This window comes from Streptomyces tendae (genome assembly GCF_008632955.1).
In the GTDB taxonomy this organism is placed as follows: domain Bacteria; phylum Actinomycetota; class Actinomycetes; order Streptomycetales; family Streptomycetaceae; genus Streptomyces.
Map to the genome: position 1 here is coordinate 3,028,213 of NZ_CP043959.1, position 21,960 is coordinate 3,050,172.

Sequence of the window (21,960 nt, forward strand, 5' to 3'; positions counted from 1 at the left end):
CGCCGCCCTCGCGCGTGCGAGGGCCGGACGGTCCCCCGTGTGCGAGGGGACCGCCCGGCCCGGTGGGCCCCGGCGTCAGGTGCCGGGGCCGGTACACGGAGCGTCGGCGGGGACTATTCGAGAAGCTCCGCGTACGCGCCCATGGCCGTGGCGATGTCCGCCTGGGCCCAGAACCGGTGGTACGTGAAGACCGGCGCGGCGCCGCCCTTCAGATAGCTCTCGATCTTCGACCAGGCCGGGTCGTCCTGGTAGAAGGACCGGATGGACAGGAACGTCGACGACGAGTCGATCCGGTCGCCGTTCGGCATGGTGCCGGTCCAGCCGGAGGGGACGTGCACCGGGTCGTCGAAGCGCTCGTAGTCGGCGCGGGTCTCCGGGACGGCGATGCCGAGGTCGTCCTGGTTGTTCTCCCACATGCCGTCCAGCAGCGCCTTCGCCGTGTCCGCCGCCTCGGTGTCACCGGAGCGGGCGGCGTAGTAGGTCAGGATCTTGGCGTAGGCCCCCGCCACACCGACGTCGTTGGTGTAGTCGACGACCTCGACGTGCAGCCCGTTGTTGGCACCCGGCGAGGACGCGTTCCAGGTGTCGGGCTTGCCGGACCACTTCAGCGTGGACGGGAAGAGGAAGGAACCGTCCGGGTTGACCGTGGTCTCGGACAGCGCCCAGTCCACCCACTTGTCGAGGACCGACTTGGCGAGCGCGTTGCCGGTCTGCTGGTACACCTCCGCCACCCGCTCCATCGACCACGCCTGGAAGCCGAACCACTGGTTCGACGGCGGGTCGTGGTACACCGGCTTCTCGTCGTAGTACATGCCGTAGAAGGTCGGGGTGCCGGACGGCGGGGTGGTGTAGCGGCCCGCCCAGCTGTTGGTCGCGCCGCCCGCGATGCCGCCCTCGGCGGACTGCAGCCAGCGGTAGAACTCCAGCTGGCGCTGGAACGACTTGTTCCAGTCCTCCGCGCCTGTCGCCGACTTCGGCTTCAGCGGCGCGTAGTTGGCCAGCGCGTACGCGGCGAGCGGGTTCTGGTAGCCGCCGTGCGCGTGGCTGGAGCCGATGCGCCAGGACCAGCCCGCCGAGGTGTCGGTGGCGCCGCCCCAGGCGTAGTACCAGGAGAGCAGGTAGTGCGAGGCGTCCTTGCCGGTGCCGGCCGGGCAGGACGGGCTGGTGCAGTTGCCGATCTTCTTGAAGTACTTGTCGTACATCGCGTAGCGCAGGTAGTCGCCCATCTTGGCGGCCTTGGCGACCGTCCCGGCGATCTGACCGCCCTTGCCCTGCTCCTTCGCCCACAGGTCGGCCCAGTACGCCGCCTGCACCGCGCGCGCGTCGGCGTCGGGGGCGTTGGTGAACTTCCACTGCCTGGCGTAGGACGCGTCCTTGGTGAACAGGTCCAGGTAGCCGTTGGTGCCGCCGTACTTGAAGGCGTCGCAGGTGGGCTGGGTCACGGTCTCCCACACCGACTCCTGCGGGCCGCGCTGGAAGGTGTTGATGTAGGACGGGCCGGTGTCGGACGGTCCGGCCTCGCACTTGCCGGGCGAGTTGCCGTAGCCGTAGACGTTGTCCACGTCCTGGATCCAGTGCATGCCGTACACGTTGTCGGTGCCGTACGCCGACTTCAGCTCCGCCGCGATCGGGTCACGGCCGACGGAGACATTCGAGTCGAGCTGCGACGGGTACTCGGCCGGGGTGTCGTGCTCGGGCGCGTACGTCGCCGGCTTCGAGGGGTCGTAGAAGGAGGTGGTCGGCTGGTCCGCGGCGGTCGGGATGGCGTACCGCTCCATCGTCTCCCAGGCGCTGTTGAACCGCGTCCAGTCCCCGGTGATCCTGCCGTACATGGCTTGCAGCCACAGCAGGTAGCTGTACGCCTCCGAGGTGGTCTCGTGACCGTGGTCGGGCGCCTCGACGATCAGCGTCTCCACCGAGTGGTACGGGATGCCCTCCGGCGAGAAGTAGCCGTTCGCCGGGTCGGTGATCTTGTCGTACAGCTCCAGGAAGCGCGCCTCGTACGACTTGGTCGCGCCCAGCTGCGTCACGGTGACCGCGGCCTTGGCGTGACCGGGCGCCGAGGACTCGAAGACGGCCGAGCCGGTGCCGGAGTCGTCGGCGGCGACGGTCACCTTCTGCGCGGTGTTCCAGTTCGACGGCGTGAAGGTGAGGGCCGCGCCGGAGGACACCGACAGCCCCGTGTTGCCGCTCGCCCGGGCCGTCGTGACGGTCACGTCCGCGCTCGGCTGCTTGGAGAGCTTCACCTCGAAGGTGCTCGACTCACCCTGGCGCACGCCCAGTTGGGACGGGCTCGCGACCACGGCAGGACCCGACGCCACCGTGATGCCGACCGGGGTGGAGGAGGCGGAGGCGCCCAGGCTGTCGTACGCCTTCGCGACCAGCGAGTGGGCGCCGACGGCGAGTCCGCCGACCGCCAGCGTGTACGGGGCGGAGGTGTCCGTGCCGAGCAGTTCGGTGTCGTCGTAGAACTCCACCTTGGTGACCGTGGCCCGGTCGGCCGCGGCGGCGGTGGCCGCGAGCGGCACCGTCTCGCCCTGCGTGTGCACCGAGCCGGCCTCCGGGCTGGTCAGCACGGCGATGGGCGGCTGGTGGGCGCCGGCGCAGGTGGTGCCGTTGACCGCGAAGGAGGCGGGCGCCGCGTTGGAGCCGCTGTAGGAGAACTGGGCGCCGGTCGTCACGGCGCCGCCGGCGGCGATCCGGCCGTTGTGGCCGGCGTTCCGCACGGTCACGGTCGGACCGGACTGGGACCAGCTGCCGTTCCAGCCGTTCACCAGGCGCTGGTTGCCCGTGTAGGAGTACGTCAGGGTCCAGCCGTCGATGACGTCCGTACCGCGGTTGGTGACCGTCAGGTCGGCGGTGAAGCCCGACCCCCAGTCGTTCGTCTTGTAGTCCACGCTGCACTGGACGGCCGCCGCGCGGGCGGGGGTGGAGCCCGTCGAGAGCATCGTCAGCGGCAGGGCGAGCGCTGTCACGGCGACGGCTAAGAGGCGCCGCACGCCACCGCGTCTGCGGGGTGGGGGATGCATGTGCTGGTCCTTCCTGCGACTCGACATGTCAAGGCTTGAACCAGTGGGAGCGCTCCCATAGTGGGGACGGGGTGATGACCGGTCAAGCCTTGGGGCAAATCGAAAAGATTCGACAGACGCGGAACCGCCAAAGTCCGCACACCCTCTGTTCTTCATCGTCACTTGGCGCTAGCTTCATGTGCACCAGTGGGAGCGGTTCCATCAGTCGACGCGTCCGTCACGACGCGTCCGAGCTGCAAGGAGTCGCTCGATGCGCCACCCCCCGCGTTCAGTACTTTTAGCCACCCCCGTGCACGTGTGGAGCACCTGACGCGGGGCGCTCATCCCCGTGGGATCCCTGTGCCGTCGTGCTGCCCGGAGACGTCCGGCCGGCATCACGGACCCGCCCGTGCGGATCCGGGACGGCATCCCCCACCCCGTAAGGCACCAGGCCGCGCGATCGTCCGCGCGCGCCCTCGAAGGAAAGCCCCCTACGGATAGGAAACCCGCACAATGAGTCGCACCAGAACCGCGCTCCTCGCCGCCATGGCGCTGGTAGCCGGCGCCACCGGTTCGGCGATCGCCGCCGTCCCGGGCGACGCCGGCGCGGCCGCCGTCCCCTGCACCGTCGACTACACGGTGCAGAACCAGTGGGCCACCGGCTTCACCGCGTCCGTGACGGTCACCAACCACGGCGCCGCGAAGTCGTCGTGGGCCGTGAACTGGACGTACGCCGGGAACCAGAGGGTGACCAGCGGCTGGAACGCCAGGATCACCCAGTCCGGCGCGAACGTCACGGCGGCCAACGAGTCGTACAACGCCACGCTCGCCACCGGAGGCTCCGCCACCTTCGGCTTCCAGGGCAGCTACAGCGGCAGCAACGCCGTGCCCGCCACCTTCACCCTCGACGGCGTGACCTGCAACGTCGACTCCGGCGGTCCGACGGACCCGACCGACCCGCCGGACCCGACCGACCCGGGTGACCGCGTCGACAACCCGTACGACGGCGCCGAGGTCTACGTGAACCCCGAGTGGTCCGCGAACGCGGCCGCCGAGCCGGGCGGCAGCCGCATCGCCGACCAGCCCACCGGCGTCTGGCTGGACCGCATCGCCGCCATCAACGGGGCGGGCGGCAAGATGGGGCTGCGGGACCACCTCGACGAGGCCCTGGAACAGAAGGGCTCCGGCGAACTCGTCGTCCAGCTCGTCATCTACAACCTGCCGGGCCGCGACTGCGCCGCCCTCGCCTCCAACGGCGAGCTCGGTCCCACGGAGATCGACCGCTACAAGAGCGAGTACATCGACCCGATCGCGGAGATCCTCTCCGACTCCAAGTACGCCTCGCTGCGCATCGTCACCACGGTCGAGATCGACTCCCTGCCCAACCTGGTCACCAACGTGTCGCCGCGGGCGACCGCCACGCCGAACTGTGACGTGATGAAGTCCAACGGCAACTACGTGAAGGGCGTCGGCTACGCCCTGAACAAGCTGGGCGACGTGCCCAACGTCTACAACTACGTGGACGCCGGGCACCACGGCTGGCTGGGCTGGGACGACAACTTCGGTGCCTCCGCCCAGGTGTTCAAGCAGGCCGCGACCGCCGAGGGCGCGACCGTCGCCGACGTGCACGGCTTCATCGCCAACACGGCCAACTACAGCGCGCTGAAGGAGGACCACTTCTCCATCGGCGACACGGTGGCCGGCAAGTCGGTGCGTGAGTCCAAGTGGGTCAGCTGGAACCGCTACGTCGACGAGTTGTCGTACGCCCAGGCGCTGCGCGAGGAACTGGTCTCGCTCGGCTTCGACTCGAAGATCGGCATGCTGATCGACACCTCCCGTAACGGCTGGGGCGGGGCGAACCGGCCCACCGGTCCCGGCGCGACGACCAGTGTGGACACCTACGTCGACGGTGGCCGCTACGACCGCCGCTTCAATCCGGGCAACTGGTGCAACCAGGCGGGAGCCGGACTGGGTGAGCGTCCCCAGGCGTCCCCCGAGCCCGGTATCGACGCCTACGTGTGGATGAAGCCCCCGGGTGAGTCGGACGGCGCGAGCGAGGTCATCGACAACGACGAGGGCAAGGGATTCGACCGGATGTGCGACCCCACGTACACCGGCAACCCGCGCAACGACAACAACATGTCGGGAGCGCTCGGCGACGCCCCGATCTCCGGGCACTGGTTCTCCGCCCAGTTCCAGGAGCTGATGAAGAACGCCTACCCGCCGCTGTCGTGACGGCATGACCCCGGTCCGCCGGGCCCGGACCCTTCGCCGGGCCCGGGTCCGGCGGACCCTCGCCCGGTTTTGCGGGAGTGGCAACACCGTTTGCCCCTTCCCGGTGCGTCGTCGCACGCTGACCGCATCCGAGCGGAGAGGCTGACCACCATGGCGCACCACCACACACCCGGGCACGACGACGACCACCGGCAGCACGGACACGGGCAGCACGGGCACGACCACGAGCACCTCGACTGGGCCGAGCTGGCACCGCTGCTGGAGTCGCAGGCGGAACTGTTCACCCCGCTGTACGAGCGGGCCCTGACCTGGCTGGCGAAGGAGGTCACCGAACCGGGGCTGGTCGTGGACGCCGGCAGTGGTCCCGGAGTGATCTCCGGCCTCTTCGCCGAGACCTTCCCGGGCGCCCGGATCGTGGCCGTCGACGGCTCCGAGCCGCTCCTGGAGCGGGCCCGTGCCCGCGCCGAACGCCTGGGGGTCGCCGACCGCTTCGACACGCTGACCGGTGACATGCCCGGCGTGCTGGCCGAGCTGGACTACCCGGCCGACCTGCTGTGGGCCAGCCGCAGCGTGCACCACCTCGGCGACCAGGGCGCGGCGCTCGCGGCCTGCGCCGAACGCCTCGCGCCCGGCGGCACCCTGGCCGTGATGGAGGGCGGGCTGCCCGCCCGTTTCCTGCCCCGTGACATCGGCTTCGGCCGCCCCGGGCTGCAGGCGCGGATCGACGCCGTGGAGGAGGAGCGGTTCACCCGGATGCGCGAGGAACTGCCGGACACGGTGGCCCAGGTGGAGGACTGGCCCGCGCTGCTCACCGCGGCCGGCCTGCACCACACCCGCTCGCGCACCTTCCTCCTCGACCTGCCGGCCCCGGTGCCGGAGCGTGCCCGCGCCTACGTGGTCACGTCCCTCACCCGCACCCGCGACATGCTCGGCGAGTACCTGGACGCCGACGACCGCGCGACCTTGGACCGCCTGACCGACCCGGACGATCCGGCGAGTGTCCACCACCGCCCGGACGTGTTCGTCCTGGCCGCGCACACCGTCCACGCGGCGGTGCGCCCGGTGTGACCGGAACGCGTCGTGGACGCGCCCGCACACCGGTACGCCCTCGACGCGTTCCGCGCGGGTGCGGGGCTCGGACGGCGGTCCTGACGAGGACCGAACCGGCCTGCCGTGCCGGTACGAGGGAGAGGGCGCTTGACTTGGAGAGCGCTTCAAGTGGTGGACTTCCCGCACTCACACACAAGGGGGACTCATGACCGACGACACGCGCGTCACGCTCGTCACGGGTGGCGGGAGCGGGATCGGGGCCGCCGTGACACGGCGGCTGCTGGAGGCGGGGGAACGGGTCGCCGTCACCGGGCGCGGGGAGGAGCGGCTGCGGACGTTCGCCAAGGAACTGGGCGATCCGCAGCGGCTGTTGACCATCCCCGGGAACGCGGCGGTGTACGACGACGTGCGGGCGGCGGTCGACGCCGTGCTGGAGCGGTTCGGCCGGCTGGACACCGTCGTCGCCAACGCCGGGTTCGCCACCCACGACACGGTCGCCGAGGGCGATCCCGCCGGGTGGACCGAGATGGTGCTGACCAATGTGCTGGGCCCCGCCCTGCTGATCCGGGCGTCCGTCGACGCGCTCAGGGCGAGCGGCGGGCGGATCGTGCTGATCGGCAGCGTCGCCGGGTTCGTGCCCACTCCGGGCAACCTGTACGGAGCCACGAAGTACGCGGTGACCGGGCTCGCCGAGAACACCAGGCGGCAGGTCACCGAGTGGGGCATCGGGGTCACCCTGATCGCACCGGGCCGGGTGGAGACCCCGTTCTGGGACGGCGGGGACGGTCTGCCGCCGGGCAACCTGCTCACCGCCGGCCAGATCGCCGACTCGGTGGTGTGGGCCCTCGGGCAGCCGGAGGGGGTGGACGTCAACACCGTCGTCGTCCGGCCGGTGGGACAGCCGAACTGACCGGCCCGGACACGCCGGTGGCCGGCCGCCCGTCACCACGGGAACCGGCCACCGGCACCTGGGCCGTCAGCCCTGGTTGAACTCCGCGGGGTTCAGACCCACCCGCCGGTCCTCGTTGAGCGCGCTGATCGCGGCGAGGTCCTCGGCGTCCAGGGTGAACCCGAAGACGTCGATGTTCTCCTTGATCCGGGACGGCGTCACCGACTTCGGGATGACGACGTTGCCCAGCTGGAGGTGCCAGCGCAGCACCACCTGGGCGGGGGTGCGGCCGTGCTTCTGGGCGATCGCCACGATCGCCGGGATCTCCAGGATGCCCTTGCCGGAACCGAGCGGGGAGTACGCCTCCGTGGCGATGCCCTGCTCCGCGTGGTACTCACGCGTGGCGGCCTGCTGCAGGTGCGGGTGCAGCTCGACCTGGTTGACCGCCGGGACGACCGACGTCTGCGCGATCAGGCGCTCCAGGTGCTCCGGCAGGAAGTTGGACACGCCGATCGCGCGCGTCCGCCCGTCGGACAGCAACTTCTCGAACGCCTTGTACGTGTCGACGTACAGGTCGCGGGCCGGGGTCGGCCAGTGGATGAGGTACAGGTCGACGTAGTCGAGGCCCAGCTTGGCCAGCGAGGTGTCGAAGGCCTTCAGGGTGGAGTCGTACCCGTGGTCGCTGTTCCACAGCTTGGTGGTGACGAAGATGTCCTCACGGGGGACGCCCGACCGTGCGATGGCCTTTCCGGTGCCCTCCTCGTTGCCGTAGATCGCCGCCGTGTCGATGCTGCGGTAGCCGGCCTCCAGTGCCGCCGCCACGGCCGTCTCGGCCTCCGCGTCCGGTACCTGCCAGACGCCGAAACCCAGCTGGGGCATCTCGACGCCGTTGTTCAGGGTGATCGGGGGGACCTTGCTCACGAGCTCTCGATCCTTAGGTTGTGGTCAGGTGACACCCCTATCGTCAACGATCACGGCGTCCGGCGCATTCCTGACCGCGGAATTCATGCCCGGTACAGCGCCTCGACCTCTTCCGTGTACGCCTTCTCGATCGCCTTGCGCTTCAGCTTCAGCGACGGCGTGAGCAGTCCGTGCTCCTCGGTGAACGGCTGCGCCAGGATGCGGAAGGTGCGGATCGACTCGGCCTGCGAGACCAGGGTGTTGGCCGCGACCACCGCGCGCCGCACCTCCGTCTCCAGGTCCGCGTCGCGCACCAGCTGGGCCGGGGGGAGCCGCGGTTTCCCGCGCATCGACAGCCAGTGCTCGACGGCCTCCTGGTCGAGGGTGACCAGCGCGGCGACGTACGGCCGGTCGTTGCCGACCAAGAGGCACTGGTTGACCAGCGGATGGTCACGCACCCGCTCCTCCAGCGCCCCCGGCGAGACGCTCTTGCCGCCGGACGTCACCAGGATCTCCTTCTTCCGCCCGGTGATCGTGAGATAGCCGTCCTCGTCCAGCGAACCCAGGTCGCCCGTGGCCAGCCAGCCGTCGTGCAGCGTCTCGTCGGTGGCTTTGGGGTTGTTGAGGTAGCCCTGGAACACGTTCTCGCCGTGCAGCCAGATCTCGCCGTCGTCGGCGATGTGCACGCTCACCCCGGGGATCGGCTGTCCCACCGTGCCGTAGCGGGTGCGCTCGGGCGGGTTGGCGGTGGCCGCCGCGGTCGACTCGGTCAGCCCGTACCCCTCGTAGATCTGCACGCCGGCGCCCGCGAAGAACAGGCCCAGCCGTCGGTCCATGGCCGAACCGCCCGACATCGCGTGCCGGATCCTGCCGCCCATCGCGGCGCGGATCTTGGTGTAGACGAGCTTCTCGAAGAGCTGGTGCTGCATCCGCAGTGACGCCGACGGGCCGGGACCGGTGCCCCAGGCCTTCGCCTCCACCGCGTCGGCGTACCGCACCGCCACCTCGACGGCCTTCTCGAAGGGCCCGCCGCGCCCCTCCCGTTCGGCCTTGCGCCGCGCCGCGTTGAACACCTTCTCGAAGATGTACGGCACGGCCAGGATGAACGTCGGTCTGAACGCGGCCAGGTCCGGCATCAGCGCGGCCGCGTTGAGCTGCGGCTGGTGGCCGAACTTCACCTTGCCGCGAATCGCGGCGACCTCGACCATCCGTCCGAAGACGTGCGCGAGCGGCAGGAACAGCAGCGTCGACGCCTCGTCGCCCCGGCGGGAGTGGAACACCGGCTCCCAGCGCTCGATGACGGTGTCCGCCTCGTACATGAAGTTGCCGTGCGAGAGCGCGCAGCCCTTGGGGCGGCCCGTGGTGCCCGAGGTGTAGATGACCGTCGCCACCGAGTCGGGGGTGACCGCCCGGCGGTGCCGGTGCACCACGTCGTCGTCGAGGTGCGCTCCCGCGTCGTACAGCTCCTGTACGGCGCCGGCGTCGAGCTGCCACAGCCGGCGCATCCGCGGCAGCCGGTCGATGACCGTGGCGATGGTCATCGCGTGGTCCTCGTGCTCCACGATCGCGGCCGTCACCTCCGCGTCGTGCAGCATCCAGGAGCACTGCTCGGCGGAGGAGGTGGGGTAGACCGGGACGACCTGCGCGCCGATCGCCCACAGCGCGAAGTCGAACAGGGTCCACTCGTAGCGGGTGCGGGACATGATCGCGACCCGGTCGCCGAACCGGATGCCGCCCGCCAGCAGGCCCTTCGCCAGCGCCAGCACCTCGTCACGGAACTCGGCACAGGTCACGTCGCGCCAGTGGCCGTCCTCGTCCTTGCGGCCGAGCGCCACGCGCTGCGGCTCCTCCTCGGCGTACCGGAACACCACGTCGGCCAGACCGCCCACCGTGGGCGCCTGTGACAACGGAGGGTTGGTGAACTCGCGCAATCCCGCTCCCCGCTTCCTGGCGCTCGGACCGGTGCGGCAACACCGTCGTCCCGCACAGCGCGGTGAAAGCTACCCCACGGGTCCGAGGGGCGAAACCGGGTCGAAAGCCGCGTACCGGGCGGCCTGGTGTGAGCCGGTGAAGGAGATACCTCCCAGATGGGGAGAGGTCCGGCACATTCCTGACGGTGGAGTAAGTTTCGGTGCGGCAATCTCCACGGAATCTGTACGACCCCATGACCGCCCCATGGCCGTCGCGACGGCTCTCATCCAGCTCAGCGCACGGACGGCCCGGACCGTCACCCCTGCCCGCCGCGGTGCAGCCGGTCGCCGCCCGCGAGGAGCGCCGCCGCCAGCGCGTCCGCCGCGCCCTGCGCCGAGGGGCGGCGCCGGCCGTGCACCACCACGAAGTCCACCGGACCCGGCTCCGGCAGTCCGGCCCGCTCCGGCATCCGCACCAGCCCCGGCGGGACCAGCCCGCGCGCGTGCACCATCACCCCGAGCCCCGCCCGGGCCGCCGCGAGCAGGCCGTTGAGGCTGCCGCTGCTGCACACGATGCGCCACTGCCGTCCCTCCCGCTCCAGCGCCCGCAGCGCGAGGTCGCGGGTGATGCCCGGCGGCGGGTAGACGATCAGCGGCACCGGGCGGTGCGCGTCGAGGCGCAGGCCCGGCGTGCCGATCCACACCAGTTCGTCCTGCCACACCAGCCGGTGCGGGTCCGGGCGCGGGTCCTCCGGCCGCCGCTTGGCCAGCACCAGGTCGAGGCGGCCCGCGGCGAGCTGCTCGTGCAGGGTGCCCGACAGCTCGACCGTCAGCTCCAGGTCGACCTCCGGGTGTTCGTGCCGGAACCGTTCGAGGATCTCCGGCAGCCGGGTCAGCACGAAGTCCTCGGAGGCCCCGAAGCGCAGCCGCCCGCGCAGCCGGGTGCCGGTGAAGAACTGCGCCGCCTGCTCGTGCACGTCCAGGATGCGCCGCGCGAAGCCGAGCATCGCCTCGCCGTCCTCGGTCAGTTCCACGGAGTGGGTGTCCCGGGTGAACAGCAGCCGTCCGGTCGCCTCCTCCAGCCGCCGCACGTGCTGGCTCACGGTCGACTGGCGCAGTCCGAGCCGCCGCGCCGCCTGCGTGAAGCTCAGCGTCTGGGCCACGGACAGGAAGGTCCGCAGGTGGGTAGGCTCGTACATGCCCGGCAGCCTACCCCGGTCATCACATACCCCGATCACAGTCAGAGCGGTGTACGGGATTCCCGATCACGGAGCGGAGGAGCAGGATGGGGCGGGGACGCCTTGTCCCCGGCCGCCGGGGGCACCCGTCCTCCGGAACGCACCGCCGAGCACACACCCGAGCACGTGGAGCACCGTGAAACGCCCGCACTGGCCGCGATGGATGCCGATCGACCCGTACATCACGCTGCTGCTCGGCACGGTGGGTCTGGCCGCGCTGCTGCCCGCCCGCGGCACCGGCGCGGACATCGCCTCCGGCGCCTCCACGGCCGCGATCGCGTTCCTCTTCTTCCTCTACGGCGCCCGGCTCTCCACCCGCGAGGCGCTGGACGGGCTGAAGCACTGGCGGCTCCACGTCACCGTGCTGGCCTGCACCTTCGTCGTCTTCCCCCTGCTGGGCCTGGCCTCCCGCGGACTGGTCCCGGTGCTGCTCACCGACCCGCTGTACCAAGGGCTGCTGTTCTGCACGCTCGTTCCCTCCACCATCCAGTCGTCGATCGCCTTCACCTCGATCGCCCGCGGCAACGTGCCCGCCGCGATCTGCGCCGGCTCCTTCTCCTCGCTGGCCGGCATCGTCGTCACCCCGCTGCTCGCGGCGGCGCTGCTCGGCGGCAGCGCCGGCGGCTTCTCCGCCGACTCGGTGGTGAAGATCGTGCTCCAGCTGCTGTTGCCGTTCCTCGCCGGGCAGTTCACGCGCCGCTGGATCGGCGGCTTCGTCGCCCGCCACCGCAAGGTGCTGGGACTGGTGGACCGGGGCTCGATCCTGCTCGTCGTCTACACCGCGTTCAGCGAGGGCATGGTGCAGGGCGTCTGGAGCCAGGTCAGCCCCGCCCGGCTCGGTGGACTGCTCGTCGTCGAGGCCGTGCTGCTCGCCGTGATGCTGGCGCTCACCTGGTACGGCGCCAAGGGCCTCGGCTTCGGCCGGGAGGACCGGATCGCCATCCAGTTCGCCGGGTCGAAGAAGTCGCTGGCCGCCGGACTGCCCATGGCGAGCGTGCTGTTCGGGGCGCACGCCTCGCTGGCCGTGCTGCCGCTGATGCTGTTCCACCAGATGCAGCTGATGGTGTGCGCGGTGATCGCCAAGCGCCGTTCGAAGGACCCGGTCCCGGAGGTCACCGCGGAGGACCGGGCCGCACGGTCACGGACCGAGGTCGGTACAGGGACACGTTCCGGCTGAACGGCACCACCGCCGCGGACGTCTCCGGCCCGTTCACGTCGTGGCTGAGCACCGGCCGCCCGCCGCCGCTCGGCTCCGGGTGCGCCCGCGGGTCCGGGCGGCGGCGGGCGGGCCCGGGCGGCGCGGGGTGAACGAGCCCGCCGGCCCGGGCCAGGGCCCCGCAGGGCGCACGCCCCGCACGCGGTCACCGTCGTCGGCCGGGCCTTTCTCGCGGCGGGGCCCCGCGGCGCAGGGGGCGCTCCCCGCCGGCTGGGGCCCCGCCGCCGTGCAGCGGGGGGACCGGTCAGGCCCGGACGGCCGCGGCCCGCAGGGCGATCCGCTCCTCACCCGCGTACACGTTCATGGAAGTGCCCCGCAGGAAGCCCACCAGCGTCATGCCGGTCTCCGCCGCCAGGTCCACGGCCAGCGAGGACGGCGCCGAGACCGCCGCGAGCACCGGGATGCCGGCCATGACCGCCTTCTGCGCCAGCTCGAACGAGGCCCGCCCGGACACCATCAGCACCGTCCGGGACAGCGGCAGGTTCCCCTGTTGCAGCGCCCGGCCGACCAGCTTGTCGACCGCGTTGTGCCGCCCCACGTCCTCCCGCACGTCCAGCAGCTCGCCGTGCTCGTCGAACAGGGCCGCCGCGTGCAGTCCGCCGGTGCGGTCGAAGACCCGCTGGGCCGCCCGCAGCCGGTCCGGCAGCTCCGCCAGCAGCTCCGGCGTCATCCGCAGCGGCGGGCTGTCCGCGATCGGGTGCCGGGTCGTGGTGCGCACCGCGTCCAGGCTGGCCTTGCCGCACAGACCGCAGGAGGACGTCGTGTAGACGTTCCGCTCCAGCGTGATGTCCGGGATCTCCACCCCGGGGGCGGTCGTCACGTCGACCACGTTGTACGTGTTCGACCCGTCGGCCGTGGCCCCGGCGCAGTAGACGATGTTCCGCAGGTCCGCCGCGGCCGCCAGCACGCCCTCGCTGACCAGGAAGCCGGCCGCCAGCGCGAAGTCGTCCCCCGGGGTGCGCATGGTGATGGCCAGGGGCTTGCCGTTCAGCCGGATCTCCAGGGGCTCCTCGGCGACGAGCGTGTCCGGGCGGGTGGACACCGCCCCGTCCCGGATGCGGATCACCTTGCGTCGTTCCGTGACTCGTCCCATGTCCCTGTCCGTTCCGTTCAGTCCCGGTTCTGCACGTGCTGGTAGCCGAACCGGCCCTTGATGCACAGGTTGCCGTGGGTCACCGGGTTGTCGTGCGGCGACGTGACCTTCACGATCTCATTGTCCTGCACATGGAGCGTCAGGTTGCAGCCCACGCCGCAGTAGGCGCACACGGTCGTCGTGCGCGTCTGCCGCGACTCGTCCCACGTACCCGCCCCCCGCATGTCGAACTCGGATTTGAACGACAGCGCCCCCGTCGGGCAGACCTCGATGCAGTTGCCGCAGTACACGCACGCCGAGTCGGTCAGCGGAGCGTCGTGCTCCACCGCGATGCGGGCGTCGAAACCGCGCCCGGCGACGGAGATCGCGAAGGTGTTCTGCCACTGGTCGCCGCACGCGTCCACGCACTTGTAGCAGAGGATGCATTTGCCGTAGTCGCGCACGTACAGGTCGTTGTCGACCCGCGGCTCCTCGTTCAGCCGGGCCGCGTCCGGTCCGAAGCGGTCCGGTTTCGCCTCGTACTCCTTGAGCCATTCGGCGACCCGGGGTGTCGTCGACAGGTCGACCGAGGAGGCGAGGAGCTCCAGGACGACCTTGCGGCTGTGCCGGGCCCGCTCGGTCCCGGTGCGCACCTCCATGCCCGCCTCCGCCTTGCGCGAGCAGGCGGGGACCAGGGTGCGCGAGCCCTCGACCTCCACCACGCACACCCGGCAGGCGTTCTTCGGCGTGAGCGTGTCCCCCTCGCACAGCGTGGGGATGTCCTTCCCCGCGGCCCGGCAGGCGTCCAGGATCGTCGACCCCTCGGGCGCCCGGACCGGCTCACCGTCCAGGGTGAACTCCAGCAGGCGGCGGGGGATCCCCAGCGGTGTCACGGTCATTCGTACGCCCCCAGACGGTCGATGGCGGATTCCACGGCGTTCCACGCGGTCTGGCCCAGACCGCAGATCGAGGCGTCCCGCATCGCGCGCCCGACCTCGCGCAGCAGGGTGATGTCGGCGGCGGCGTCCACGCTGGTGCGCTCCGCGATCCGGTGCAGCGCCTCCTCCTGGCGGACCGTGCCGACCCGGCAGGGCACGCACTGCCCGCAGGACTCGTCGCGGAAGAACTCGGCGATGCGCAGCAGCAGACGGGGGAGCGGGACCGTGTCGTCGAAGGCCATGACGACTCCGGAGCCGAGGGTGGTGCCGGCCGCGCGGGTGCCTTCGAAGGTGAGGGGGATGTCCAGCTCGTCGGGACGGACGAATCCGCCGGCGGCCCCGCCGAGCAGCACCGCCCGCAGACCGTCCCGTACGCCGGCGAGCGTGAGGAGCTCGCCGAGCGTCGCGCCGAACGGCAGTTCGTAGATCCCGGGGCGGGCCACGCTGCCCGAGACGCAGAACAGCTTGGGGCCGGTGGACGCCCCCGTGCCGATCGCCGCGTACGCGGGGGCGCCCAGGGTGAGGATCGGCAGCACGTTGACCAGCGTCTCCACGTTGTTCTCTACGGTCGGCTTGCCGAACAGCCCCTTCTCCACCGGGAAGGGCGGCTTGGAGCGGGGCTCGCCCCGGTAGCCCTCGATGGAGTTGAACAGGGCCGTCTCCTCGCCGCAGATGTAGGCGCCCGCACCGCGCCGGATCTCGATGTCGAAGGAGAAACCCTGGCCGAGGACGTCGTCGCCGAGCAGGCCGCGCGCCCGCGCCTGGGCGATGGCGTGCTCCATGCGCTCCAGGGCGCGCGGGTACTCGCCGCGCAGGTAGAGGTAGCCGAGGCGGGCGCCCGTCGCGTACGCCGCGATCGTCATGGCCTCCACCAGCGCGTACGGGTCGCCCTCCATCAGCACCCGGTCCTTGAACGTGCCCGGCTCGGACTCGTCGGCGTTGCAGACCAGGTAGTGCGGGTGGTCCGGCTGGGACGCGGTGGCCTGCCACTTGCGGCCGGTGGGGAAGGCGGCGCCGCCGCGCCCGAGCAGACCGGAGTCGGTCACCTCCCGGATCACCCCGGCGGGCCCGAGGGCGAAGGCGCGACGCAGCGCCGTGTAGCCGCCGTGCGCCCGGTAGTCGTCCAGATCGGCCGGGTCCACGGTGCCGACCCGGCGCAGGAGCAGCAGCCCGGGATCGCCGGCCTGCGGGACCGCCGTGACGGCCGGCGGCTCCTGCGGGGCGTTCTCCGGGGCGAGCGCCACCCGGACCACGGCGTCGGGGGTGGCGGGCGCGCAGACGGCGGCGGCCCGGGGGACGCCGCCGGGCGCTCCGCCGTCGGGGACCGCGGAAGCGTCCGCCCCGGCCCGGACCACCAGCGCCGCCGGGGCCCGCTCGCACAGGCCCAGACAGGGGCTGCGTTCCACCGCCACCCCGGACCGCGGGCCCAGACGGGCCTCCACCGCCTCGCACAGCTTCGGCGCGCCCGCGGCCGCACAGGCCAGGTCCGTGCACACGTGCAGCACCGTGGCCGGGCGCGGACGTACGGAGAACATGGCGTAGAAGGTCGCGACCCCGTACGCCTCGGCCGGCGGCACCGTCAGCCGGCGGCACAGGTAGTCCAGCGCGCCCTCGCTGATCCAGCCGACCCGGTCGTTGAGCGCGTGCAGCCCCGGCAGCAGCAGGTCGCGGCGGTCGCGCGCCGCCCGCCCGCCGCGCGCCCACCGCAGGTCCGCCTCGGAACGGTCGGCGCCCTCCCAGGACGACTCGGGCGGGCCCAGCAGGGCGTCGACGGCGGCGCGTTCCTCGTCGGTCGGTTTGCTGTCACCGAAGTGCAGGTCCACGCTTGCTCACCTCACGTGTGTCGGAACCGGGAGCTTCTCGATCCGGATCGCCGACGCCTTGAACTCCGCCGTCCCCGCGATCGGGCAGTTCGCCTCGATCGTCAGCTGGTTGGTGTCCACCTCGTCGGGAAAGTGGAACGTCATGAAGGCGAGCCCCGGCCGCAGCGCGGGGTCCACCCACACCGGCGCCAGCACGGACCCGCGCCGCGAGGTCACCCGCACCTCCTCGCCCACCACGACCCCGTACCGCTCGGCGTCCTCCGGGCACAGCTCGACGGACTCGCCCCGCCGCAGCGGGGAAGCGAAGGAGCCGCTCTGCACCCCGGTGTTGTAGGAGTCGAGGCGGCGCCCGGTGGTGAGGCGGATCGGGTACCGCTCGTCGGTGAGGTCCACCGGCGGGTCGTGCCGCACCATGCCGAACGGCGCCGGCCGCCCCCGCCGCCCGGGGTCCTTCTCCCACAGCCGGCCGTGCAGGTACGGCGGTTCCAGCCCGTCCGTGCTCGGGCACGGCCACTGGATGCCCTGATGCTCCTCCAGGCGGGCGTACGTCATGCCGTGGTGGTCCGGGGAGACCGAGCGCAGCTCGTTCCACACCGCCTCGGAGTCGGCGTACTTCCAGTCGTGGCCGAGTCGCGTGGCGAGGTCGCAGAGGATGTCGATGTCCTCGCGCGCCTCACCGGGCGGGGTCACGGCCCGGCGGACGCGCTGCACCCGGCGTTCGCTGTTGGTGGTGGTGCCTTCGGTCTCGGCCCAGCCGGCGGTCGCGGGCAGTACCACGTCGGCCAGTTCGGCGGTCCTGGTGAGGAAGATGTCCTGGACGACGAGGAAGTCCAGCTCCTTCAGGCGGCGGACGGCCTGGTCGCTGTCCGCCTCGGACTGGGCCGGGTTCTCGCCGATGCAGTAGACGGCACGCAGCGACCGGTCCTCCATCGCCTCGAACATCTCCGTCAGGGTCATGCCGTAGTGCGGCTGGATGACGGTGTCCCAGGCTGCCTCGAACTTGGCGCGCACTCCCGCGTCGAGGGGATCCTGGAAGCCGGGGAGCCGGTTGGGGATCGCCCCCATGTCGCCGCCACCCTGCACGTTGTTCTGGCCGCGCAGGGGCTGCAGGCCCGAGCCGTAGCGGCCGACGTGCCCGGTCAGCAGGGCGAGGTTGATCAGAGCCCGCACGTTGTCGGTGCCGTTGTGGTGCTCGGTGATGCCGAGCGTCCAGCACAGCTGGGCGCGTTCGGCGCGGGCGTAGGCGTGCGCCAGCTCCCGTATCGCCGCGGCCGGGACGCCCGTCACCTTCTCGGCGAGGGAGAGCGTCCAGGGCTCGACCAGCGCCTTGTACTCCTCGTAGCCGGTGGTGGCCCGCCGGACGAACGCCTCGTTGACCAGACCGGCGTGGATGATCTCGCGGCCGATCGCGTGGGCCATCGCGATGTCCGTGCCGACGTTGAGCCCGAGCCAGCTCTCCGCCCACTCGGCGGTGGACGTCCGGCGCGGGTCGACGGCGTACATCCGGGCGCCGTTACGGATGCCCTTCAGGACGTGCTGGAAGAAGATCGGGTGCGCGAAGCGGGCGTTGGAGCCCCACATCACGACGACGTCGGTGTGCTCGACCTCCTCGTACGACGAGGTGCCGCCGCCCGAGCCGAACGCGGCGGACAGCCCGGCGACCGAGGGGGCGTGGCAGGTGCGGTTGCAGGAGTCGACGTTGTTGGTGCCCATGACGACCCGGGCGAACTTCTGCGCCACGTAGTTCATCTCGTTGGTGGCGCGGGAGCAGGAGAACATGCCGAACGCGCCGCGTGCCGCCGCCAGTTCGCGCGCGGTGCGGTCCAGGGCCTCCTCCCAGGTCGCCCTGCGGAACGGCTCGTCCCGTGAGTCGCGGACGAGGGGGTGGGTGAGGCGGGTGTAGGTCTTCGGGGTCCGGTCGCGTTTCCTCATGCGGCGCTCCTCAGCGCGAGCAGGTCGGACAGGGCGTGCACGGTGCGCAGGGTGGGCACGGGGACACCCGTGATCTCCGCCAGCTCGACCACGGCCGCGAGCAGCACGTCGAGCTCCAGCGGTTTGCCGCGCTCCAGGTCCTGGAGCGTGGAGGTGCGGTGGTCGCCGACCTTCTCGGCGCCGGCCAGCCGCCGTTCGATGGAGACGCCGACCTCGCAGCCGAGGGCGTGGGCGACCGCCAGGGTCTCGGTCATCATCGTCTCGATGACCCGCCGGGTGCCGCCGTGGTGGCACATCTGCCGCATGGTGGCCCGCACCAGCGCGCTGATCGGGTTGAAGGAGATGTTGCCCAGCAGCTTGAGCCAGATGTCGTTGCGCAGGTCCGTCTCGACCGGGCACTTCAGGCCGCCGGCCCGCATCGCCTCGCTCAACTCGCGGCAGCGCGCGGAGACGCCGCGGTCGGGCTCGCCGATCGAGAAGCGGGTGCCTTCGACATGGCGGACGACACCGGGCCGTTCGAGTTCGGTGGCGGCGTACACCACGCAGCCGACGGCCCGTTCGGGCGCCAGCACCGCACTGACCGCCCCGCCGGGGTCCACGCTCTCCAGGCGGCGGCCGTCGTACGGGCCGCCGTGCCGGTGGAAGTACCACCAGGGGATGCCGTTCTGGGCCGCCACCACGGCGGTCGTGCCGTGCAGCAGCGGCTCGACCAGCGGCCCGCACGCCGCGTACGAGTTGGCCTTCAGACCCAGGAACACGTAGTCGACCGGGCCGACCTCGGCCGGGTCGTCGGTGGCACGGGGACGCGCGGTGAAGTCACCGCGCGGGCTGAGCACCCGGACCCCGTCCTGCCGCATGGCCGCCAGATGCGGTCCGCGGGCGATGAGATGCACGTCGGCGCCCGCACGGTGGAGCGCGGCACCGACGTAGGCGCCGATCGCCCCGGCGCCGAGGACTGCGACTTTCATGGCGAAGGGAGCTCCGTTCGGTCGAGGGATACCGAAGAACCGGGAGAATCGCCGAATCTCTGTCGACGAAATATTGTCTACAGTATGGAAGCAAGGCCGACAAGGCTTTGTGCAGTACCGGTGGTTGTCTGCTCAACCGTCTTCTCAAGGGGCGGGTCACTCCCTACGGTTGGGGACTCATGAGTCCCCCCGTCGCACCGCCGGGCTGGAGCCGCTGGCTCGTACCGCCCGCCGCACTCGCCGTACACCTCTCCATCGGCCAGGCCTACGCCTGGAGCGTGTTCAAGCCGCCGCTGGAGTCCGCGCTCGACCTCAGCGGCACCCAGAGCGCCCTGCCCTTCCAGCTCGGCATCGTGATGCTCGGGCTGTCCGCCGCCTTCGGGGGCACCCTCGTCGAACGCCGGGGCCCGCGCTGGGCGATGACCGTCGCCCTGATCTGCTTCTCCTCCGGCTTCCTGCTCTCCGCGCTCGGCGCGGCCACCGAGCAGTACTGGCTGATCGTCTTCGGCTACGGCTTCGTCGGCGGCATCGGCCTGGGCATCGGCTACATCTCGCCCGTCTCGACGCTCATCAAGTGGTTCCCGGACCGGCCCGGCATGGCCACCGGCATCGCCATCATGGGCTTCGGCGGCGGCGCGCTGATCGCCTCCCCCTGGTCGGCGCAGATGCTCGAATCCTTCGGTACCGACAACGTTGGCATCGCGTACGCCTTCCTCGTGCACGGGCTGACGTACGCCGTCTTCATGTCGCTCGGCGTGCTGCTGGTGCGGGTGCCGCCCACCGCCCGGCCGACGGCCGACGCGCCCGCCGTCACCACCGGACCGCAGGTCTCCGCCCGGTCCGCCGTGCGCACCCCGCAGTTCTGGCTGCTGTGGCTCGTGCTCTGCATGAACGTGACCGCCGGCATCGGCATCCTGGAGAAGGCCGCGCCGATGATCACCGACTTCTTCGCGGACACCTCCGCGCCGGTGTCGGCCACGGCCGCCGCCGGGTTCGTCGCCCTGCTGTCCGCCGCCAACATGGCGGGCCGCATCGGCTGGTCCACCACCTCCGACCTCATCGGCCGGAAGAACATCTACCGCGTCTACCTCGGCGTCGGCGCGCTGATGTACGCCCTCATCTGGTCGCTGGGCGACTCCTCCAAGCCGCTGTTCGTGCTGGCCGCGCTCGTCATCCTGTCCTTCTACGGAGGTGGCTTCGCGACGGTCCCCGCCTACCTCAAGGACCTGTTCGGCACCTACCAGGTGGGCGCCATCCACGGCCGGCTGCTCACCGCCTGGTCCACGGCCGGCGTCCTTGGACCGCTCATCGTCAACTGGGTCGCCGACCGGCAGGAGGAGGCCGGCAAGCACGGTCCGTCCCTCTACGGGGTGTCCCTGGTCGTCATGATCGGGCTGCTGGTCGTCGGCTTCGTCGCCAACGAACTGGTCCGCCCCGTCCACCCCCGCCACCACGAACCCGCCGCCGGCACCCCGGCCGGGACCCGGAAGGAGGCCGCCGATGACCGGCGACAGCAGTCAGAGTCCGCCTGAGCCCGACCGCCGCGCGCTGATCGCCTTCTCCTGGTTCTGGGTGGGCCTCCCGCTCGCCTACGGCCTGTACGAGCTGGTGCGCAAGGCGACACAGCTGTTCACCGGGTGACCGGCCGGTAGCCGAGGGGACGGGCGCGGGGACGCCTGCCGGAGCCTTCCGGCGGCTGACGGAAGCCGACAAGCCTCGCGCCCGTTTCCTGTCGCTTCACCTGCGGTCGTACCCGTGAGTCACTGATCAGACTGGTGCATCCCGCAACCGGATCACCAAGGGGATCACCATGAGCGGCTCGCGCATCACCGCCGTCGGCCACTACCAGCCCGCCCGGGTCCTGACCAACGAGGACCTGGCGGGCATGGTCGACACCAGCGACGCGTGGATCACGAGCCGGGTGGGCATCCGTACCCGTCACATCGCCGGGCCCGACGAGCCCGTCGACGAACTGGCCGCGCACGCCGCCGCCAAGGCGCTCGCCGCGGCCGGCCGCACGCCCGCCGAGATCGACCTGGTCCTGGTCGCCACCTCCACCGCGATCGACCGCTCGCCCAACATGGCCGCCCGGGTCGCCGCCCGCCTCGGCATGCCCCACCCCGCCGTGATGGACGTCAACGTGGTGTGCGCCGGCTTCACCCACGCCCTCGCCACCGCCGACCACGCCGTGCGGGCCGGCGGGGCGCGGCGGGTGCTGGTGATCGGCGCGGACAAGATGTCCGAGGTGACCGACTGGACCGACCGCACCACCTGCGTCCTGGTCGGCGACGGGGCGGGCGCGGCCGTCGTGGAGGCGACCGAGGCGGGCGCGGAGGGTGCCGGGGCCGGCATCGGGCCGGTGCTGTGGGGTTCGGCGCCCGACATGGGGAACGCGGTGCGGATCGAGGGGACTCCGCCGCGGTTCGCGCAGGAGGGACAGAGCGTCTACCGCTGGGCGACCACCCGGCTGCCGGAGTTCGCCCGGCAGGCGTGCGAGAAGGCGGGGCTGACGCCCGAGGACCTCGCCGCGGTGGTGCTGCACCAGGCCAACCTGCGGATCGTCGAACCCCTCGCGCGCAGGATCGGCGCCGTCAACGCGGTGGTCGCGCGGGACGTCGTCGACTCCGGCAACACGTCGGCCGCGAGCATTCCGCTCGCCTTCTCCAAACTCGTCGAGCAGGGGGCCGTGTCGACCGGGGACCCGGTGCTGCTGTTCGGGTTCGGCGGGAACCTGTCGTACGCGGGGCAGGTCGTGCGGTGCCCTTGAGGGGGCGCCTTGTC

The 21,960-nt window shown here is 71.6% G+C and carries 16 protein-coding genes; 7 read left to right on the top strand and 9 right to left on the bottom strand.

Annotated features, from left to right (window positions below; translation table 11 throughout):
* Positions 1-113 precede the first annotated feature (113 nt).
* A complete protein-coding gene (locus F3L20_RS14060; protein ID WP_150154684.1) occupies positions 114-3,029 on the bottom strand; it encodes a glycoside hydrolase family 48 protein in 2,916 nt (971 codons plus the stop codon).
* A 492-nt stretch (positions 3,030-3,521) separates the two neighbouring features.
* Between F3L20_RS14060 and F3L20_RS14065 the strand changes: the two genes are divergently transcribed.
* From F3L20_RS14065 to F3L20_RS14075, 3 genes are all read left to right on the top strand, one after another.
* A complete protein-coding gene (locus tag F3L20_RS14065; protein WP_150154685.1) occupies positions 3,522-5,243 on the top strand; it encodes a glycoside hydrolase family 6 protein in 1,722 nt (573 codons plus the stop codon).
* 150 nt (positions 5,244-5,393) lie between these two features.
* The gene (locus tag F3L20_RS14070; protein ID WP_150154686.1) at positions 5,394-6,311 is read left to right on the top strand and encodes a class I SAM-dependent methyltransferase; all 918 of its coding nucleotides are present in this window, start codon (positions 5,394-5,396) and stop codon (positions 6,309-6,311) included.
* A 187-nt stretch (positions 6,312-6,498) separates the two neighbouring features.
* Positions 6,499-7,203 (top strand): SDR family oxidoreductase, encoded by a 705-nt coding sequence (locus tag F3L20_RS14075; protein ID WP_150154687.1) that lies wholly within the window; start codon positions 6,499-6,501, stop codon positions 7,201-7,203.
* A gap of 66 nt (positions 7,204-7,269) precedes the next feature.
* Here F3L20_RS14075 and F3L20_RS14080 read toward each other — a convergent pair whose 3' ends face one another.
* From F3L20_RS14080 to F3L20_RS14090, 3 genes are all read right to left on the bottom strand, one after another.
* Positions 7,270-8,061 carry an aldo/keto reductase gene (locus F3L20_RS14080; RefSeq protein ID WP_150157328.1) on the bottom strand — a complete coding sequence of 264 codons (792 nt, stop codon included), beginning with the start codon at positions 8,059-8,061 and terminating at the stop codon, positions 7,270-7,272.
* Positions 8,062-8,186: 125 nt separating this feature from the next.
* Positions 8,187-10,013 (bottom strand): AMP-dependent synthetase/ligase, encoded by a 1,827-nt coding sequence (locus tag F3L20_RS14085; protein WP_150154688.1) that lies wholly within the window; start codon positions 10,011-10,013, stop codon positions 8,187-8,189.
* A gap of 296 nt (positions 10,014-10,309) precedes the next feature.
* A complete protein-coding gene (locus F3L20_RS14090; protein ID WP_150154689.1) occupies positions 10,310-11,191 on the bottom strand; it encodes a LysR family transcriptional regulator in 882 nt (293 codons plus the stop codon).
* A gap of 202 nt (positions 11,192-11,393) precedes the next feature.
* Between F3L20_RS14090 and F3L20_RS14095 the strand changes: the two genes are divergently transcribed.
* Entirely contained in the window at positions 11,394-12,407 is a 1,014-nt protein-coding gene (locus tag F3L20_RS14095) for a bile acid:sodium symporter family protein (RefSeq protein ID WP_206338920.1), read from the top strand.
* A 283-nt stretch (positions 12,408-12,690) separates the two neighbouring features.
* Here the strand turns inward: F3L20_RS14095 and fdhD are convergent, their stop codons facing one another.
* From fdhD to F3L20_RS14120, 5 genes are read right to left on the bottom strand one after another with little or no spacing between them, the layout of a single operon-like run.
* The gene (fdhD, locus tag F3L20_RS14100) at positions 12,691-13,539 is read right to left on the bottom strand and encodes a formate dehydrogenase accessory sulfurtransferase FdhD (protein WP_150154691.1); all 849 of its coding nucleotides are present in this window, start codon (positions 13,537-13,539) and stop codon (positions 12,691-12,693) included.
* A 17-nt stretch (positions 13,540-13,556) separates the two neighbouring features.
* Positions 13,557-14,417, bottom strand: coding sequence for a 2Fe-2S iron-sulfur cluster-binding protein (locus F3L20_RS14105; RefSeq protein ID WP_145826337.1), 861 nt, complete (start codon positions 14,415-14,417; stop codon positions 13,557-13,559).
* Complete coding sequence (locus tag F3L20_RS14110; protein WP_150154692.1) at positions 14,414-16,279, bottom strand: NAD(P)H-dependent oxidoreductase subunit E; 1,866 nt, start codon at positions 16,277-16,279, stop codon at positions 14,414-14,416. Before F3L20_RS14110 ends, F3L20_RS14105 begins: the two co-directional genes overlap by 4 nt.
* Before the next feature lie 6 nt (positions 16,280-16,285).
* Positions 16,286-18,211 carry a molybdopterin oxidoreductase family protein gene (locus F3L20_RS14115; protein WP_150154693.1) on the bottom strand — a complete coding sequence of 642 codons (1,926 nt, stop codon included), beginning with the start codon at positions 18,209-18,211 and terminating at the stop codon, positions 16,286-16,288.
* Positions 18,208-19,179 carry a 2-dehydropantoate 2-reductase gene (locus tag F3L20_RS14120; protein WP_150154694.1) on the bottom strand — a complete coding sequence of 324 codons (972 nt, stop codon included), beginning with the start codon at positions 19,177-19,179 and terminating at the stop codon, positions 18,208-18,210. Before F3L20_RS14120 ends, F3L20_RS14115 begins: the two co-directional genes overlap by 4 nt.
* A gap of 179 nt (positions 19,180-19,358) precedes the next feature.
* Here F3L20_RS14120 and F3L20_RS14125 point away from each other — a divergent pair, with 179 nt between their 5' ends.
* From F3L20_RS14125 to F3L20_RS14130, 3 genes are all read left to right on the top strand, one after another.
* Entirely contained in the window at positions 19,359-20,711 is a 1,353-nt protein-coding gene (locus tag F3L20_RS14125) for an OFA family MFS transporter (RefSeq protein WP_150154695.1), read from the top strand.
* Positions 20,680-20,820: an MFS transporter small subunit gene (locus tag F3L20_RS33975; protein ID WP_167534523.1), complete on the top strand. Its 141-nt coding sequence runs from the start codon at positions 20,680-20,682 to the stop codon at positions 20,818-20,820. Before F3L20_RS14125 ends, F3L20_RS33975 begins: the two co-directional genes overlap by 32 nt.
* Positions 20,821-20,989: 169 nt before the next feature.
* Positions 20,990-21,946 carry a beta-ketoacyl-ACP synthase III gene (locus F3L20_RS14130; protein WP_150154696.1) on the top strand — a complete coding sequence of 319 codons (957 nt, stop codon included), beginning with the start codon at positions 20,990-20,992 and terminating at the stop codon, positions 21,944-21,946.
* Positions 21,947-21,960 lie beyond the last annotated feature (14 nt).